Origin of the sequence: Rhodoferax sp. (assembly GCF_028715765.1) — a bacterium.
Lineage (GTDB): Bacteria > Pseudomonadota > Gammaproteobacteria > Burkholderiales > Burkholderiaceae_C > Rhodoferax.
On the sequence record NZ_JAQURE010000006.1, the window covers coordinates 72,148 to 88,546 of the forward strand.

16 protein-coding genes are annotated in these 16,399 nt (G+C 56.8%); 11 read left to right on the top strand and 5 right to left on the bottom strand.

Annotated features, from left to right (window positions below; translation table 11 throughout):
• Positions 1 to 17 precede the first annotated feature (17 nt).
• From map to PHT20_RS03875, 4 genes are all read right to left on the bottom strand, one after another.
• Positions 18 to 827, bottom strand: a complete 810-nt coding sequence (map, locus tag PHT20_RS03860; RefSeq protein WP_300083250.1) for a type I methionyl aminopeptidase — start codon at positions 825 to 827, stop codon at positions 18 to 20.
• Positions 828 to 967: 140 nt separating this feature from the next.
• Positions 968 to 2,275: a ferric reductase-like transmembrane domain-containing protein gene (locus PHT20_RS03865; RefSeq protein WP_301019516.1), complete on the bottom strand. Its 1,308-nt coding sequence runs from the start codon at positions 2,273 to 2,275 to the stop codon at positions 968 to 970.
• Positions 2,276 to 2,294: 19 nt separating this feature from the next.
• Entirely contained in the window at positions 2,295 to 2,432 is a 138-nt protein-coding gene (locus tag PHT20_RS03870) for a hypothetical protein (protein ID WP_301019517.1), read from the bottom strand.
• Positions 2,433 to 2,504: 72 nt separating this feature from the next.
• Positions 2,505 to 2,996 (bottom strand): diheme cytochrome c, encoded by a 492-nt coding sequence (locus tag PHT20_RS03875; RefSeq protein WP_301019518.1) that lies wholly within the window; start codon positions 2,994 to 2,996, stop codon positions 2,505 to 2,507.
• A gap of 151 nt (positions 2,997 to 3,147) precedes the next feature.
• On the opposite strand from PHT20_RS03875, the gene PHT20_RS03880 reads away from it, so the two are divergent.
• Genes PHT20_RS03880 through PHT20_RS03890 form a run of 3 tightly spaced genes read left to right on the top strand, consistent with a single transcriptional unit; the run spans position 3,148 to position 5,611 of the window.
• On the top strand, positions 3,148 to 3,495 hold the full coding sequence (locus tag PHT20_RS03880) for a PepSY domain-containing protein (protein ID WP_301019519.1): 348 nt from the start codon (positions 3,148 to 3,150) through the stop codon (positions 3,493 to 3,495).
• Between the two features lie 29 nt (positions 3,496 to 3,524).
• Positions 3,525 to 4,187: a response regulator transcription factor gene (locus PHT20_RS03885; protein WP_301019520.1), complete on the top strand. Its 663-nt coding sequence runs from the start codon at positions 3,525 to 3,527 to the stop codon at positions 4,185 to 4,187.
• Positions 4,184 to 5,611, top strand: coding sequence for an ATP-binding protein (locus PHT20_RS03890; RefSeq protein ID WP_301019521.1), 1,428 nt, complete (start codon positions 4,184 to 4,186; stop codon positions 5,609 to 5,611). The genes PHT20_RS03885 and PHT20_RS03890 overlap by 4 nt, the downstream gene beginning before the upstream one ends.
• A 39-nt stretch (positions 5,612 to 5,650) precedes the next feature.
• Here the strand turns inward: PHT20_RS03890 and PHT20_RS03895 are convergent, their stop codons facing one another.
• Complete coding sequence (locus tag PHT20_RS03895; RefSeq protein WP_301019522.1) at positions 5,651 to 5,929, bottom strand: hypothetical protein; 279 nt, start codon at positions 5,927 to 5,929, stop codon at positions 5,651 to 5,653.
• 185 nt (positions 5,930 to 6,114) lie between these two features.
• Here PHT20_RS03895 and purL point away from each other — a divergent pair, with 185 nt between their 5' ends.
• The 8 genes from purL to dxr all read left to right on the top strand — a co-directional run bounded on the left by purL (position 6,115) and on the right by dxr (position 16,380).
• Positions 6,115 to 10,260, top strand: a complete 4,146-nt coding sequence (purL, locus tag PHT20_RS03900) for a phosphoribosylformylglycinamidine synthase (RefSeq protein WP_301019523.1) — start codon at positions 6,115 to 6,117, stop codon at positions 10,258 to 10,260.
• A 169-nt stretch (positions 10,261 to 10,429) separates the two neighbouring features.
• Positions 10,430 to 11,182 (top strand): 30S ribosomal protein S2, encoded by a 753-nt coding sequence (rpsB, locus tag PHT20_RS03905; protein ID WP_301019524.1) that lies wholly within the window; start codon positions 10,430 to 10,432, stop codon positions 11,180 to 11,182.
• A 90-nt stretch (positions 11,183 to 11,272) separates the two neighbouring features.
• Complete coding sequence (gene tsf / locus PHT20_RS03910; protein WP_301019525.1) at positions 11,273 to 12,196, top strand: translation elongation factor Ts; 924 nt, start codon at positions 11,273 to 11,275, stop codon at positions 12,194 to 12,196.
• A gap of 54 nt (positions 12,197 to 12,250) precedes the next feature.
• A complete protein-coding gene (gene pyrH / locus PHT20_RS03915) occupies positions 12,251 to 12,973 on the top strand; it encodes a UMP kinase (protein ID WP_301019526.1) in 723 nt (240 codons plus the stop codon).
• 39 nt (positions 12,974 to 13,012) lie between these two features.
• A complete protein-coding gene (frr, locus tag PHT20_RS03920) occupies positions 13,013 to 13,573 on the top strand; it encodes a ribosome recycling factor (protein ID WP_301019527.1) in 561 nt (186 codons plus the stop codon).
• A gap of 6 nt (positions 13,574 to 13,579) precedes the next feature.
• Positions 13,580 to 14,308, top strand: coding sequence for a polyprenyl diphosphate synthase (gene uppS / locus PHT20_RS03925; protein ID WP_301019528.1), 729 nt, complete (start codon positions 13,580 to 13,582; stop codon positions 14,306 to 14,308).
• A gap of 7 nt (positions 14,309 to 14,315) precedes the next feature.
• Positions 14,316 to 15,161 (top strand): phosphatidate cytidylyltransferase, encoded by an 846-nt coding sequence (locus PHT20_RS03930; RefSeq protein WP_301019529.1) that lies wholly within the window; start codon positions 14,316 to 14,318, stop codon positions 15,159 to 15,161.
• A 7-nt stretch (positions 15,162 to 15,168) separates the two neighbouring features.
• A complete protein-coding gene (gene dxr / locus PHT20_RS03935) occupies positions 15,169 to 16,380 on the top strand; it encodes a 1-deoxy-D-xylulose-5-phosphate reductoisomerase (RefSeq protein ID WP_301019530.1) in 1,212 nt (403 codons plus the stop codon).
• Positions 16,381 to 16,399: the final 19 nt, after the last annotated feature.

A 16,399-nucleotide genomic window follows, 5' to 3' on the forward strand; every position in this document is an offset into this window, starting at 1 on the left:
AGAGGGTGCAAGAAGATTTAAGCCGAAGGCGTCACAAACGCTGGAATGGCGGGGCTGTGGTCAGAGAGCGTCAGCACTTCATAGCCATTGGGCGTGACCAGCACGGTGTGCTCCCACTGGGCTGAGAGCGAATGGTCTTTGGTGACGATGGTCCAGCCGTCGCCCAGCTCTTTGATGTCTTTGCGACCAATGTTGAGCATGGGCTCAATGGTGATGGTCATGCCCGCTTCCAGCCGCTCCAGCGTGCCAGGTTTGCCGTAATGCAGCACCTGGGGGTCTTCATGAAATTTTTGCCCAATGCCGTGGCCGCAAAACTCTCGCACCACGCTCAAGCCTTGGCCTTCGGCAAACACCTGAATGGCATGACCAATGTCGCCCAGGTACGCCCCTGCGCGCACCTTCATGATGCCTTTCCACATGGCCTCGTAGGTCAAATGGCACAGGCGTTTGGCCGCCACCGACACCTCGCCCACCTGGTACATGCGGCTTGAGTCACCGTGCCAGCCGTCTTTGATCACGGTCACGTCGACGTTGATGATGTCGCCTTTTTTCAGTGGCTTGTCGTTTGGAATGCCGTGACAGACCTGGTGATTGATCGAGGTGCAGATCGACTTGGGGTAGGGGTCGTGGCCGCCCGGGGCGTAGTTCAGCGGGGCTGAAATGGCGCCCAATACTTTCGTGGTGTGTTCTTCAGCCAGGCGGTCAAGTTCATTGGTGGTGATGCCGGGTTTGACGAAGGGAGCCAGGTAGTCCAGCAGTTCTGCGGCCAAGCGGCCAGCCACGCGCATGCCGGCAATGCCAGCGGAGTCTTTGATGGTGATAGTCATGGCGTGGGATTATCCCATTGGGGCAACACCAGCGAGATGGGCAGGGTAAGTGCTGAGAACACCCTCAGCGGCGCGCCCTGTCCGTGATTTGCCCATGTCCAGGTTGCGGACTGTGGGTTGCATGTGCGGCCACAAGGTTTTTATCGCATTTCAAACGCTTCTTGGTGAAAGCGTGGCAACAAGCCCAGCGCTTTAAGTCCGGCGCGCAGGCTGTTGCCCAAACCAGCAGGGCCACAGTACCAAATTTCGGCATCTGGGGTTACGCCCAGAGCTTGGGCATTCAGGTTGGCACCTTGTTGGCTGCCGTGAATGTGCAGCTTGACCGCGGGCAGTGTGGCGCACAGCGCTTGCAAGCGTGGCACAAAGGCGTCGGTGGTTTGGTCACGGGTGCAGTAGTGCAGGTCAGCTACTGGGGCGGTATTGGGCTGGGCTTGAAAGGATTCCAGCCAGGCGATGAAAGGGGTCACGCCAATGCCACCGGCAATCCAGATTTGCTGGTTGTTTGGGTCGCAGCGCGACACATCAAAGCGGCCATAGGGGCCTTCAACCCGCACACTTTGTCCCACATGAATGCGTTTGGCCAGCCCACGGGTGTAGTCACCCAAAGCTTTGATCTCGAAACTGATGCTTTGGTCACCCCGGTCGGCGCTGGCAATGGTGAAGGGGTGCGCGCCCTCTTTGTCATCCAGTGTGACAAAAGCAAATTGTCCGGGGCGGTGACCTGTCCAACGGTCATCAAGCTGGCAATGGATGGTGCTGATGTCGGGTGCTGGGTGACCAATGGCGACCACGCTGCCTTTTGCCTGCTTGCTTTGGCCAATGCTGTCGCGCAGCGACTGCACCGCGCCATAAATGCCTGCGCCCAGCAGCAGCGCCATCAACACCCCCACGGGTTGACGCCAATAGTCGGTGGGCATCAGCATCACGGTGTGAAAAGCCAGCATCAAGTACAGCACGGGCATGCTGCGGTGCAATATGCTCCAAGCTTTGTAGGGGAATTTCTTCCAGAGCGTGATCAGTAACATGGCCAACACAGCGTAAATGGCCCATTCGCCCAGGTCTTCGCCCAGTTTGCGCATGACTTCCAGCAAACCGTCAAATCTCTCTTTGGTCGGGCGGCCTTCACGCCCCACCCAGGCTTTGAGCATGTCACTGGACATCTCAACCAGCCAGTGTGTGGCGGCAAATGCCACTGCCAAGATACCCGCCCACTTGTGCGCGCGGTAAACCCGATCCATACCCCCCAGCGGGCGCTCCAGCCAAGCTGGACGGGTGGCCAAAAACATCACCAGTGACATCAGCGCCACTGACAGCAACCCACTGATGTACATCAGCTCTTGGCGCGCTAACCAGACTGGGCTGGTTGGGGCAAGGCTTGGGCTGTGAAAGAAGTCCCAGCCCCAGGCCAGGGTCACCAAGGAAAGCAGACCAAAGATGAGGGTTGTCATGTCAACGCTCCAAAAAAACTTAGGCAATTTGCGCCGTGCAGGCGCTTGCCAGGGGGCAGGGTGCGTCTTGCATCAAAGTGGGCGAGGTGCTGGCCAGCATGAGCGCGGTCAAAAGGGTGGTCAGGCTGAACAAGTGGGTGAAGTTGGAACTTTTCATGGCTTGGGGTTCGATGGAGGTTGTTGTGGATAGGGGCTTTAAGGGAATTTGCTGCGCTGGCTGTGTCAGGGGTCATTCGTCGTAGTAGCCCTTTGCGGCGGTGCTGTGGCAGGCGGTGCAATTGCTTTTGCTTTGCACATCTTTGTGCTGCCATTCCCAGTCTGGCACCTTGCGGTGCTTGTCCAGCCAGGCGGGCAATTCGGTGATGCGCAAGGGGGCTTGGGACAGCGACACATCACGCATCAGTTTGGCGCTGAAGTTTTGCCCACCGTTGTCGGCCGCTTGTGCCACCAGGTTGGTGGTGATGATGCGCGCCGTGTTGGCGTCGATGCTGGCATCTTCGCCAAAGTGGTTAGACAGGTCGGCCATCATGCGTGTCCACGAGCTCGCGGGCAGCATGGACGGCGCATACACCAGGTGGCAACTGCCACACTCCTTTTGGGTTTCAGGTGCGCTGGCGGGCGCAAAAAAATGGCCACCACCGGCTTGCGCGCGGTCAATCACAATGGCAAAGAAACCCATAAAAACAAGGCTTAAAGCGATAGAGCGGTAGGGCAAATGCATGGTGAATTCCTCTCTTTTGGGGCAAAAACATGGATGAGGTGGTGGGACTATGCACATGCGCAACTGAACACAAGGTGAATTTGCCGGTCATCTGGCGTTCAGGTTGGTTGCGCTATAAATTCAGCCTTTGACTGTCAAACCACACCAGCCCATGACCCCTAAACCCTTGTCACGCCCCACGCACCGCTTCGTTCGGCTGCTGTGTGCGGCTGTGCTGCTGATGGCAAGCGGTCATGGCCATACTGACAGTGACCATGACCATGACCGTGCCCGCCAGGCGCTGGAGGCGGGTGAAGTGCTGCCGCTGCACAAAATTCTTGAGCGGGTGCACAAAGAAGTGCCTGGTGAGGTGCTCGATGTGGAGCTGGACCGCGACAATAACCACGGTGCTGTGAGCTGGACTTACAAAATCAAGGTGTTGCGCCAAGGCGGTGAGCGGGTCAAACTCAAAATTGATGCCCGCACCGGCCGCCTCATCAGCCGAAAAACCAAAGATTAACGCCCCGGCACACCCGGCCAATGACTGACATGCGAATCTTGATTGTTGAAGATGAACCCACCTTGCAAAGCCAGTTGGCGCAAGCTGCCAGAGCCGCAGGCTATGTGGTGGATGTGGCCAGCAACGGCATTGATGCGCTCCATCTGGGCGACACCGAGCCGTATGACGCAGTGATTTTGGACTTGGGGCTGCCCCAGCTTGACGGCCTGTCTGTGCTGCGTCAATGGCGCTTGAGCGCGCGCGTGATGCCGGTGCTGATTTTGACCGCCCGCGACGGATGGCACGAAAAAGTGGCCGGCATCGATGCCGGTGCCGACGATTACTTGAGCAAACCCTTTCACATGGAAGAACTGCTGGCGCGCCTACGGGCACTGATTCGCCGCGCGGGTGGCCATGCCAGTGCCGAGCTCACCTGTGCAGGCCTCACACTCGACACGCGCCTGAGCCGGGTCACGCTCGACGGTCAAACCCTCACCTTGACCAGCCACGAATACCGTGTCTTGGCTTACCTGATGCACCACCGTGACAAAGTGGTCTCGCGCAGTGCCTTGATTGAGCACATTTACGCCCAGGACTTTGACCGCGACTCCAACACCGTTGAGGTCTTTGTGGCTCGACTGCGCAAAAAACTTCCCATGGGCATGATTGAGACCGTGCGCGGTTTGGGCTACCGGCTGGCTGCGCCCGCATGAAACTGGCGCACTGGCGCAGTTCGCTGCGCGTCCGGTTGTTGGTTGGCACGCTGGTTTGGATTGCGGCCACCATTGTGCTGGCGGGCTGGGGCTTGGCAAGTTTGTTTCAAAAACATGTGGCAGACCAGTTTCAGAGCGAACTGGTGGTGCACCTGGATCAACTCACCACCCAGCTCACGCTGGATGCGCAAGGCCACCCACAGTTGGCCATGCCCTTGAGCGATGCACGCCTGACACGCCCCTATTCTGGCTATTACTGGCAAATTGACCGTCTGGCAGATGCCGCTCAAGGCACATCAGAGCAAGCCGGGCAACTGCGCTCACGTTCCCTTTGGGATCATGTGCTGGCTGTGCCAACCCTGCCCAATAGCGCAGGCAACCTGGGTTATGGCCGTGTGCCCGGTCCACAAGACCAAATGCTGGGCTGGGCGCAGCGCCAGGTGCGCCTGGACGAAGTGCCCAATCAGGCGCCAGTGACCTTTCGGCTGGTGGCTGCGGCCAACGAGCGTTTGATGTTGGAGCCCGTGGCGCAGTTCAGCCGCACGCTATGGTGGGCGTTGGGGGTGCTGGCGGCGGGGTTGGTGATGGCAGCAGGGGTGCAAGTGTGGGTGGGCTTGACGCCTTTGCGCAGCTTGCGCCAAGCTCTGGGGCAGGTGCGCAGTGGCCAGTCGCACACGCTTAAAGGCCAATTCCCCAATGAAATCATGCCCTTGGTTGACGACTTCAACAAGGTGTTGGCGCAAAACGCCGAAGTGGTTGCGCGCGCGCGCACGCACGCAGGCAACCTGGCGCATGCTTTGAAAACACCCTTGAGCGTGTTGGCCAATGCCACGCAAGACCCTCGGCTGGAACCTGCGGCCTTGTCGCAGTTGGTGGATGAACAGGTGGCTCTGGCGCGCCAGCAGGTGAGCTACCACCTGGCGCGAGCGCAGGCGGCCGCCAGCAGCCGTTTGCCAGGTGTCAAAACCACACTCAAGCCGGTGCTGGACGGATTGCTGCGCGTGATGAGCCACATCCATGCTGAGCGACAACTCACCTTGTCATGCGACCCCTTTGATGCGGATGTCAGTTTTCGGGGCGAAGCACAAGATTTGCAAGAAATGCTGGGCAATGTGCTCGATAACGCGTGCAAGTGGGCCAAGGCTGCTGTGCGTGTCAGCGTGCAAAGCCAGGAAGACGGGTTGACGATCACGGTAGATGATGATGGCCCAGGCATTGCCCCAGCGCAACGCCTGGCTGTGCTGCAAAGAGGCGTGCGGGCAGACCAGCAAACCCCCGGCTCTGGTCTGGGACTTGCCATTGTGGACGACCTGACCCACCTGTACAACGGGCAAATCACACTGGCAGAGTCACCTCAGCAGGGTTTGCGGGTGCAACTGGTGCTGCCGAGCAGCTCTGTTGCTCCAAATTCATATAACAAATAGGCCTATAGCGCTTATGAAATAAGCGTGAATAGCTATTGATTAAGTAGTGTTTTGGGCTTGCCACTCGGTTTGCAGCAGCGCCAGCATGTCTTCTGCGGTCATTTTGGCGGCCAGGTTGCTGCCTTCGAGCAAGCTGTTGCCCAGGGCACGTTTGGTTTTGTGCATGTCAACAATTTTTTCTTCGATGGTGTCTTGCACCTCCAGCCGGTAAATCGTCACTGGGCGGGTTGGGCCGATGCGGTGGGCGCAGATCTGCGCCAGGTGGTCGACAAACTGGCTGAACACCAGGGCTTTGTGGCGGTTGGCGGCAACAGTCATGGGGCTTGAATCCATAGGCGCGCAGGGGGTGTGAAGGCGGTTAACGCAGTGGATGATTGGCAAGGCTGGCACTTTAACCCGGCTGACCGGCTGGTAAAATTTTTGGCCATGGGTGGCAACCGCCTTGTTGATGCCCTCCGCGTGACACTCCACCCCTCCATTTCTCCCCCTACCAGGCTCCCAAAGTGACCTTGCACATTTCTACCTTCGAGGGCGGCAGCGCTCTCAGCGCTTTTCGTGTTCAACAACTTTTGCCCAAGCTGCAAGCGGTGCACGACAAAATCAACGGCATCGCCGCCCGCTACGTGCACTGGGTGGCCTGCACTACGCCGCCCGCGCCTGAATTGCAAGCCAAACTGGCGGCCTTGCTGACCTATGGTGACCCTTACACCGGCTCGGACGAAGGCACATTGGTGGTGGTATCGCCACGCTTGGGCACGGTGTCGCCTTGGGCGTCCAAGGCCAGCGACATTGCCCACAACTGTGGCCTGGCGGTGCAACGTGTGGAGCGGGTGGTGGAATACCGCATCAGCCTGAAAAGTGGCTTGCTCAGCAAACCCAGCTTGAGCGCCGAGCAATTGTCCCAAGTGGCCGACCTGTTGCATGACCGCATGACCGAGAGCGCGCTGTTTGACCGCGCGGCGGTGCACCACCTGTTTGCCCATCTGGACGCCGCCCCCATGGCGCATGTGGATGTGCTCGGCGGCGGCAAAACTGCGCTGCTGGCAGCCAACTCCGAGTTTGGCCTGGCACTGGCGGCCGATGAAATTGACTATTTGGTCAACGCCTTCACGCAGCTGCAGCGCAACCCGACCGATGTGGAGCTGATGATGTTCGCCCAGGCCAACAGCGAGCACTGCCGCCACAAAATCTTCAATGCCGAGTTCACCATCGACGGCGTGGCGCAGCCCCACACGCTGTTTGGCATGATTCGGCACACGCACCAAACCAATCCGCAGCACATGCTGGTGGCGTACTCTGACAACGCCTCGGTGATGGCGGGTGCACAGGTCGAAAGGTTCAGTGCCAAATCAGCCTCTAGTGCTTATGGAATAAGCATAGCTAGCTATCAAAAAGAATCTGCTTTGCAGCACATTTTGATGAAGGTGGAAACCCATAACCACCCCACCGCGATCTCGCCTTTCCCAGGTGCGGCCACGGGGGCAGGCGGCGAAATTCGTGATGAAGGCGCCACTGGCCGCGGCTCCAAACCCAAAGCCGGCCTGACCGGTTTCAGTGTGTCAAAAATTAATTGGGGTCAGATTCCAATTCATTTGTCAAAACCAAAAGATGAAAATAATTCGACTCTGACCCCCATTTATGGCAAGCCGGGGCACATTGCCAGCCCGTTGCAGATCATGCTGGAAGGCCCGTTGGGTGGCGCGGCGTTCAACAATGAGTTTGGTCGGCCTAATTTACTGGGTTACTTTCGCGAGTACGAGCAATCTTTAAGCTACCAGGTCAAGGATGCCAGCGGCGCGGCGCAGGCGCAAACCGAGCAGCGCGGCTACCACAAGCCCATCATGCTGGCCGGTGGCTTGGGCGTGATAGATGCCACGCAGACGCACAAAATCCAGTTTCCGGCGGGCACGTTGCTGATTCAACTTGGTGGCCCCGGCATGCGCATTGGCATGGGTGGCGGTGCGGCCAGCTCCATGACCACCGGGGCGAATGCTGCGCATCTGGACTTTGATTCGGTGCAGCGTGGCAACCCCGAGATTGAGCGCCGGGCGCAAGAGGTCATCAACCAATGCTGGTTGCAGGGTAATCAAAACCCCATCTTGGCGATTCACGACGTGGGCGCGGGTGGTTTAAGCAACGCCTTTCCCGAGCTAACCAACGATGCGCAACGTGGTGCGCTGTTTGACCTGCGCCGCGTGCCGCTGGAAGAAAGCGGCCTGGCGCCCAAAGAAATCTGGTCTAACGAAAGTCAGGAGCGCTATGTGTTGGCGATTGCGCCGCAGTCGCTGGACGGCTTCAAGGCCTTGTGCGAACGCGAGCGCTGCCCGTTTGCCGTGGTGGGCGTGGCTACCGAAGCGCGTCAACTGGTGGTGGGTGATGTGGATTTGGCTAAAGGCCTGGTCGTGCAACCCGAAGCTGAACTTCCCGTGCACATGCCGATGAACGTCTTGCTGGGTAAACCACCCAAAATGCAGCGCGATGTGACCACCGTCAAGCGCGAATTCGCCCCCATCAACCTGACCGGCGTTGCGCTCCAGCAAGCCGCCATTGACGTGCTGGCGCACCCCACGGTGGCCTCTAAACGGTTTTTGATCACCATTGGTGACCGCGCTGTGGGTGGCCTCACGCACCGCGACCAGATGGTGGGTCCCTGGCAAGTGCCGGTGGCCGACTGCGCTGTAACGCTGGCAGATTTCAAAGGTTTTGCCGGTGAAGCCATGGCCATTGGCGAGCGCACACCGCTGGCCACAGTGAATGCTGCCGCCAGTGGCCGCATGGCGGTGGCGGAAAGCATCACCAACCTGCTGGCTGCGCCGTTTGAGCTAGACCGCGTCAAACTGTCTGCCAACTGGATGGCCGCCTGCGGCGAATTGGGCGAAGATGCTGCGCTGTATGACACCGTGAAAGCTGTCGGGCTGGAGCTGTGCCCGGCTTTGGGCATCAGCATCCCGGTGGGCAAAGATTCGCTCTCCATGCGTACCCAGTGGAAAGACGAGCAGGGTGCGGATAAAAAAGTCACTTCACCAGTGTCACTGATCGTCACCGCCTTTGCCACCTTGGCCGATGTGCGTGGCACCTTGACACCGCAACTCAATGCGACGGACGACACCTCGTTGATTTTGATCGACCTGGGTCGGGGTCAAAACCGCATGGGCGGCAGCATCTTGGCGCAAACGCTCGGCCAAATGGGTGACACCGTGCCTGATTTAGACCATCCGCAAGACCTGGTGAGCCTGGTCAACGCGATCAACTTGCTGCGTACCAGCGGCCAGCTCTTGGCCTACCACGACCGCAGTGATGGCGGCTTGTTTGCTGCTGCGTGTGAGATGGCGTTTGCTGGCCACGTGGGTGTGGCGCTGAATGTGGACATGCTGGTGCTAGAAGGTGACGGCATCTCTGACAGCCGGATGGATTGTGGCGATGCCAAAAACTGGGCCAGTCAAGTCAGTGGCCGGCGCGAGGAGCTGACCCTCAAAGCCTTGTTCTCTGAAGAACTGGGAGCTCTGATTCAAGTGCGCACGGTGGATCGAAGTGCGGTGATGCAGGTGCTGCGCACCCACGGCCTGAGCGCCTACAGCCATGTGGTGGGCACCACGCGCCCGGCAGCGTCAAGCATCAGCGCCGGTGTGGGTGAGGTGCAAGTGTGGCGCGATGCCAAGTCCATCTTCAGTGCCAAGCTGCCTGACTTGCATCAGGTGTGGGACAGCGTGAGCTGGCAGATTTGCCAGCGCCGCGACAACCCGGCCTGTGCCGATGCCGAACACGCCAGCGCTGGCGAATCGACTGATCCTGGCCTGCACATTCATATGCCAAATGAGGCTCTAGCGCTTATCAATCAAGCGCAGGTAGCTATTGAATCTGTATCAGCACCCGGCTTGTTGCTGACCCGCCCGAAGGTGGCAGTGCTGCGCGAGCAGGGGGTCAATTCCCATGTGGAAATGGCCTACGCCTTCACCGAGGCTGGTTTTGAAGCGTTTGACGTGCACATGACCGACCTACAAAGTGGTCGTGCCGATTTGGCTGATTTCAAAGGCCTGGTGGCTTGTGGCGGGTTCAGTTATGGCGACACGCTGGGCGCTGGCATCGGTTGGGCGCGCTCCATCACCTTCAACCCCGCGTTGGCAGCGCAGTTCAAGGCATTTTTTGCCAGGCCAGACACGTTTGGCTTGGGTGTGTGCAATGGTTGCCAGATGTTTGCCGAGCTGGCTGACATCATTCCCGGTGCTGCCGATTGGCCGCGCTTCACCGCCAACCAGAGTGAGCGGTTTGAGGCGCGCCTGAGCATGGTGGAAGTGCTGGCCTCGCCGTCGCTGTTTTTCAAGGGTCTGGCTGGTATGCGTCTGCCGGTGGTGGTGTCGCATGGTGAGGGTTTTGCCAATTTCCATCAGCGCGGTCATGTTGATCGTGTCATGGCCGCTTTGCGCTACACCGACAACCATGGCGCAGCCACCGAGGCTTATCCGTTTAACCCCAATGGCAGTCCGGGTGGTTTGACCGCAGTGACCACGCCAGATGGCCGCTTCACCGCCATGATGCCGCACCCCGAGCGGGTGTTCCGCAATGTGCAGATGAGCTGGACGAGCCAAGATGTGGCGGCGCACAGCCCATGGCTGCAGCTGTGGCGCAATGCCAGGCGCTGGGTGGGTTGAATGGGTGGGGTCTGGCCTGAATGCTATACTCGACAGGCTTGAGGCTTGGTGACAGGTCTCAGGCAAAAATCGCAAACCAGTTTGAACAAGGTGTGTGGTGTCAGCGCTGAATATAGCGTTTGACATCGCATCACGAACTGGATTTAAGACTAAACCTTTGGAGTAAACCATGGCAATTACCATGCGCGAAATGTTAGAAGCAGGTGTTCATTTTGGCCACCAAACACGCTTCTGGAATCCCAAGATGGCCCCTTTCATTTTTGGCCATCGCAACAAAATTCACATCATCAACCTGGAAAAATCATTGCCGATGTTCCAGGAAGCTGCCAAGTTTGTGAAGCAAATTTCAGCCAACCGTGGCACGGTGTTGATGGTTGGCACCAAGCGCCAAGCCCGTGAAACCATTGCCCAAGAAGCACAGCGCGCTGGCGTTCCCTATGTGGATCAACGTTGGTTGGGTGGCATGTTGACCAATTTCAAAACGGTCAAAACCTCGATCAAACGCCTCAAAGACATGAAAACCCAGCAAGAAGCTGGTTTGGACAGTATGAGCAAGAAAGAGCAGCTGATGTTTGCTCGTGAGCTGGAAAAGCTTGAAAAAGACATTGGCGGCATTCAAGACATGACCGTGTTGCCTGATGCCATTTTCATGATCGATGTGGGCTACCACAAAATTGCTGTTGCAGAAGCCCGCAAACTGGGTATTCCGCTGGTGGCTGTGGTCGATACCAACCACTCGCCTGAAGGTGTTGATTACGTCATTCCTGGCAATGATGATTCATCCAAAGCCGTGACCTTGTATGCCCGTGGCATTGCAGATGCCATCATCGAAGGCCGTGCCAACGCGATGGACGATGTGGTCAAAGCTGTGGCAGCTGAGAGTACTGATGAATTTGTGGAAGTGAACGAGGCAGTTGCCTGAGTTGTTCTTTCACCCTGAAAAAAGGGGGCTTGTGTGCCCCTTTTTTTTAATCAAATTTTTAACTTAATCGATTGAATCTGGAGAATAAAAATGGCTGCAATTACCGCAAGCATGGTGGCTGAACTTCGTGGCAAAACCGATGCCCCCATGATGGAATGCAAACGCGCCCTGACGGAAGCCGATGGCGACATGGCCAAAGCCGAAGAGCTGCTGCGTGTCAAATTGGGTAGCAAAGCGGGTAAGGCTGCTGGCCGTATCACCGCCGAAGGCGTGGTGGTGGCTGCCATTGAAGGTGATGTGGGCGCCATGTTGGAAGTCAATTGCGAAACTGACTTTGTGACCAAGAACGACAGTTTCCTGGCACTCGCCAACGCCGCAGTGGCCTTGGTTGCCAAAAATGACCCGGCTGACGTGGCTGCATTGGGCGCCTTGGCCTACGAGCAAGACGGCTTTGGCCCCACCCTGGAAGATGTGCGCAAAGGCTTGATTGGCAAGATCGGTGAGAACATGAGCTTTCGCCGCTTCAAACGCTTCGCCTCTGGAGCCAAACTCGCTTCCTACCTGCACGGCACGCGCATCGGTGTGGTGGTTGAGTTTGAAGGTGATGCCACTGCCGCCAAAGACGTGGCCATGCATGTGGCCGCCATGAAGCCTGTGGCTTTGACCAGCAATGACGTGCCGGCCGAACTGGTTGAGCGCGAGCGCTCGGTGGCAGCAGCCAAAGCGGCTGAAGATGCGGCTGTGGCAACTGCTGCGGGCAAGCCAGTGCAATCTGCAGAAATTGTGGCCAAGCGCATTGATGGCGGGGTACAGAAATTCCTCAAAGAAGTGTCACTGTTCAACCAATCGTTTGTCAAAAATGACAAGCAAACGGTTGAGCAAATGCTCAAGGCTGCAGCCACCACCGTCAAGTCGTTCACGCTCTATGTGGTGGGTGAAGGCATTGAGAAAAAAGTCGATGACTTTGCTGCAGAAGTTGCAGCCCAGGTGGCAGCAGCGCAACAAGCTGCCTGAGTTCAGTTCAACGCCTTTCAACACCCCCTTCATTCTCATCTTTAGGAGCATTCCATGTCCTCTTCTCAGCCCGCTTACAAGCGTATTTTGTTGAAGTTGTCGGGTGAGGCTTTGATGGGGGATGACCAATTTGGTATCAATCGTGACACCATTGTTCGCATGGTGGACGAGGTGGTTGCGGTGACCAAATTGGGTGTTGAGGTGGCTGTGGTGATTGGCGGCGGCAACATTTTCCGCGGCGTAGCTGGTGGATCGGTTGGCATGGATCGCGCCACGGCAGATTACATGGGCATGTTGGCCACGGTGATGAACTCTTTGGCCTTGGGTGACACCATGAACAAAGCGGGTTTGACCGCGCGGGTGATGTCTGCCATTGCCATCGAGCAAGTGGTAGAACCCTATGTGCGTCCCAAAGCTTTGCAGTACCTCGAAGAAGGCAAGGTCGTGATCTTTGCAGCGGGCACTGGCAACCCATTTTTTACAACCGACACAGCGGCCGCTCTGCGTGGTGCTGAAATTGGTGCAGAAATTGTGTTGAAAGCCACCAAGGTGGATGGCGTCTACACGGCAGATCCTAAAAAAGACGTACACGCAACGCGTTACAGCAAGATTTCATTTGATGATGCGATCTCGCAAAACCTGGGCATCATGGATGCCACTGCGTTTGCGTTATGCCGCGACCAAAAGCTCCCGGTCAAGGTGTTTTCAATTTTCAAACATGGCGCGCTCAAGCGTGTGGTCATGGGCGAGGACGAAGGTACTTTGGTTTACGCTTGAGCTTGTCAAAATGATTTGATATTTGTGTAAAGGGAATGTATGCCAATCACTGACATTAGAAAAAATGCCGAAGCCAAAATGGATTTGTCCATTGAGTCTTTCAAGCACAACCTGACCAAAATCCGCACTGGGCGTGCCAACCCTGGCATTCTTGACACGGTGCACGTGGACTATTACGGCTCCATGGTTCCCATCAGCCAGGTGGCCAATGTGTCACTCTTGGACTCTCGCACCATCAGCGTGCAGCCTTGGGAAAAAGGCATGGGCGCCAAAATTGAAAAAGCGATTCGCGACAGCGATCTGGGTGTCAACCCCTCGTCCATGGGCGATTTGATTCGTGTGCCCATGCCGCTGATGTCTGAGGAGCGGCGCAAAGAGTTGACCAAATTGGTTCGCAACGAGGGTGAAGCTGCCAAGGTGGCTGTGCGCAATTTGCGCCGTGATGCCAACGAGTCTGTGAAGAAATTGGTCAAAGACAAATTGGCTTCAGAAGACGAGCAAAAACGCTGCGAAACCGACATTCAAAAGGTCACCGACAAGCACATTGCGGCCATCGATCAACTGGTGGCCGGCAAAGAGCAAGACATCATGGCGGTTTAAGCGGTCATGACTGCACAAACTGTGCCGCATCACATTGCCATCGTGATGGATGGCAATGGCCGTTGGGCCAACAAGCGTTTCTTGCCAAGAATCGCTGGCCATAAACAGGGTGTGAATTCGCTCAAGCGCTGTGCCAAGGCCTGTGATGCGCGCGGGGTGCGGGTGCTGACCGTGTTTGCTTTCTCGTCAGAGAACTGGCAGCGCCCCACCGATGAAGTCTCTGGCATCATGGATTTGTTTGCCTTTGCCCTGGCGCGCGAGGTGCCGCAACTCAAGGCAGACGGTGTGCAACTGCGCTTCATTGGTGAACGCCAAGGCCTGTCTGACAAAGTGCTGCGTGGCATTGAGCAGTCTGAAGTCGCCACTGCATCCAACCAACGATTGGTGTTGAACGTGTGTTTCAACTACGGCGGGCGTTGGGACATTGTGCAGGCGGCAGCCAAGCTCGGCGCACAAGGTGTGCCTGTTACCGAAGCCAGTTTGAATCAGGCCATGGCGTTGGCGCATGTACCTGATCCCGATTTGGTGATTCGCACTGGCGGCGAACTGCGCATCAGTAATTTTTTGCTTTGGCAATCGGCTTATTCAGAGTTTGTCTTTACCGACACCTTGTGGCCAGATTTTGATGAAGTGGCACTGGAGGCTGCCATCAGCGCTTTCGCCGCACGTGAGCGCCGCTTTGGCAAAACCTCTGATCAAGTCAAGCCGGACGTGTTGCTCGCGTCTGATCACTGAAGCGGCCATGCTCAAGCAACGCATCATCACCGCCTTGGTTTTACTGGCTATTCTTTTGCCGACGCTCTTTTACAGTGAACCCTGGCCGTTTTGTTTGCTGGCGTTGGTGTTTATCGCGGCCGCAGCGTGGGAGTGGGGCAGAGCCAATGGCTACGGGCAAGGCATGTCATGGTTGGCGGGGGTGGTGTGTTGTGGGTTGTGTGGTTTGATGTGGCAGCAGGGTTGGTTGACTGAACACATGCCACAACTCTGGTTGTGGGTGGGGATGGCTTGGGTGCTGGGCGGTGCCTGGATTTTGCGCTCTGGTGTTAATGCCTGGAAGCAACACGCCAAACCTTTGCGTTGGATGGGTGGTGTGTTGGCTTTGTCTTTGACTTGGTTGGCCATTGGTCAAGCCAAAGTGATTGGCGTCAACTTTTTGTTGTCGATTTTGGCTTTGGTCTGGATGGCCGATATTGGTGCTTATTTTGCAGGTCGTGCCCTAGGCGGGCGCTTCACGCGCAGCAAGTTGGCTGCCAGTATCAGCCCCGGTAAAAGCTGGGAAGGCGTTTGGGGCGGCATGCTGGGGGTGGCGCTGATGGCATGGTTATGGGTGGTCTATGACGCAAGGTCACATGCACAGGTGCTTGGTTTTTATACCCATATGTTTCAAAAAGGCGGCATGCTTTTGTGGCTGTCAGTGGTTTTTATGGCGGCCATGAGCGTGGTCGGCGATTTGATTGAGTCTTTGGTCAAGCGCAGTGCAGGCATCAAGGACAGCAGCGGTTTGCTACCAGGCCACGGCGGCGTGCTTGACCGGGTGGATGCGTTGCTGCCCACGCTGCCTCTCGCCATGATGTTGTATTCCCTTTAAGGTTGTTATGCCTGATAAAAACAGTTTGCGCCGATCACGCGTTGCGATTTTGGGTTCGACCGGATCCATCGGGGTCAGCACCCTGGAGGTGTTGGCACTTCATCCCCATCAATTTGAAGTTTTTGCTTTAAGTGCTTCGACTCAAGTTGACAAATTGTTGGCGCAATGTGTTCACTTCAAGCCTCGCTATGCCGTCATGGCCAGCGCTGCACACAGCAAAGTTTTGGCGGAAAAATGCAAAGCGTTGGGTCTCACGACTCAAGTCCTTGCGGGTGCTGAATCTTTGACAGAGATGGCACAGCATCCTGAGGTCGATATGGTCATGGCAGCCATTGTGGGTGCTGCGGGTCTGGCTTCGTGTTTGGCAGCAGCGCGCGCTGGCAAACGTTTGTTGCTTGCCAATAAAGAAGCATTGGTGGTGGGTGGTGATTATTTTCTGCAAGCTGTGGCCTTGGGTGGTGCCAAATTGCTGCCCATTGACAGTGAACACTCTGCTGTTTTTCAATCTCTGCCAGACGATGCCACCACTTGGCCAGCGCAAATTGACAAAATCATCTTGACGGCCTCGGGTGGTCCTTTTCGCCGCCGAGACCCCGCCACCTTTCACAGCATCACGCCCGAACAAGCTTGCGCGCATCCCAATTGGGTGATGGGCAGGAAAATCTCGGTGGATTCAGCCACCATGATGAACAAGGCGCTTGAAGTGATTGAGGCGCGCTACCTTTTTGGTGTCAAACCCAGCCAAATTGACGTGGTGATTCATCCGCAAAGTGTGATTCACTCCATGGTGCAATACCAAGACCATTCTGTGTTGGCACAACTGGGCACGCCTGACATGAAAGTGCCTATTGCATACGGTTTGTCGTGGCCTCAACGCATGAACTCGGGTGCTAACGCGTTGGACTTTAAAACCATGGCGGATTTGTCTTTTGAGTCGGTGCAAGACCATGGTCACCCTGAGCGGTTTCCAGGATTGGCATTGGCCTGGGCGGTGTTAGATGCTGTGCCTGGGAGTACCGCAGTCTTGAATGCCGCCAATGAGATTGCAGTCGAGGCTTTTTTGTCTAAACGCATTCGATTTGATCAAATCCATGCGGTGAATCTTCAAACGCTGGCTTCATTGATTCCGAGTCCACCACAGTCTTTGGAAGATTTGCTGGCTCTGGATCAGCAGTCTCGTAGCGTTGCCAGCGCCGTGGTAATGGGCTTGAGCCACTAACCAAAGCACAGGGCTCAAC

What these genes read in the sequence shown, in the direction of transcription:
- uppS (WP_301019528.1), top strand. Translation starts at nt 13,580, where the DNA reads ATGACTGCACAAACTGTGCCGCATCACATTGCCATCGTGATGGATGGC.
- dxr (WP_301019530.1), top strand. Translation starts at nt 15,169, where the DNA reads ATGCCTGATAAAAACAGTTTGCGCCGATCACGCGTTGCGATTTTGGGT.
- pyrH (WP_301019526.1), top strand. Translation starts at nt 12,251, where the DNA reads ATGTCCTCTTCTCAGCCCGCTTACAAGCGTATTTTGTTGAAGTTGTCG.
- tsf (WP_301019525.1), top strand. Translation starts at nt 11,273, where the DNA reads ATGGCTGCAATTACCGCAAGCATGGTGGCTGAACTTCGTGGCAAAACC.
- frr (WP_301019527.1), top strand. Translation starts at nt 13,013, where the DNA reads ATGCCAATCACTGACATTAGAAAAAATGCCGAAGCCAAAATGGATTTG.
- PHT20_RS03865 (WP_301019516.1), bottom strand. Translation starts at nt 2,275, where the DNA reads ATGACAACCCTCATCTTTGGTCTGCTTTCCTTGGTGACCCTGGCCTGG.
- PHT20_RS03870 (WP_301019517.1), bottom strand. Translation starts at nt 2,432, where the DNA reads ATGAAAAGTTCCAACTTCACCCACTTGTTCAGCCTGACCACCCTTTTG.
- PHT20_RS03885 (WP_301019520.1), top strand. Translation starts at nt 3,525, where the DNA reads ATGCGAATCTTGATTGTTGAAGATGAACCCACCTTGCAAAGCCAGTTG.
- map (WP_300083250.1), bottom strand. Translation starts at nt 827, where the DNA reads ATGACTATCACCATCAAAGACTCCGCTGGCATTGCCGGCATGCGCGTG.
- PHT20_RS03880 (WP_301019519.1), top strand. Translation starts at nt 3,148, where the DNA reads ATGACCCCTAAACCCTTGTCACGCCCCACGCACCGCTTCGTTCGGCTG.
- PHT20_RS03895 (WP_301019522.1), bottom strand. Translation starts at nt 5,929, where the DNA reads ATGACTGTTGCCGCCAACCGCCACAAAGCCCTGGTGTTCAGCCAGTTT.
- PHT20_RS03890 (WP_301019521.1), top strand. Translation starts at nt 4,184, where the DNA reads ATGAAACTGGCGCACTGGCGCAGTTCGCTGCGCGTCCGGTTGTTGGTT.
- PHT20_RS03875 (WP_301019518.1), bottom strand. Translation starts at nt 2,996, where the DNA reads ATGCATTTGCCCTACCGCTCTATCGCTTTAAGCCTTGTTTTTATGGGT.
- PHT20_RS03930 (WP_301019529.1), top strand. Translation starts at nt 14,316, where the DNA reads ATGCTCAAGCAACGCATCATCACCGCCTTGGTTTTACTGGCTATTCTT.
- rpsB (WP_301019524.1), top strand. Translation starts at nt 10,430, where the DNA reads ATGGCAATTACCATGCGCGAAATGTTAGAAGCAGGTGTTCATTTTGGC.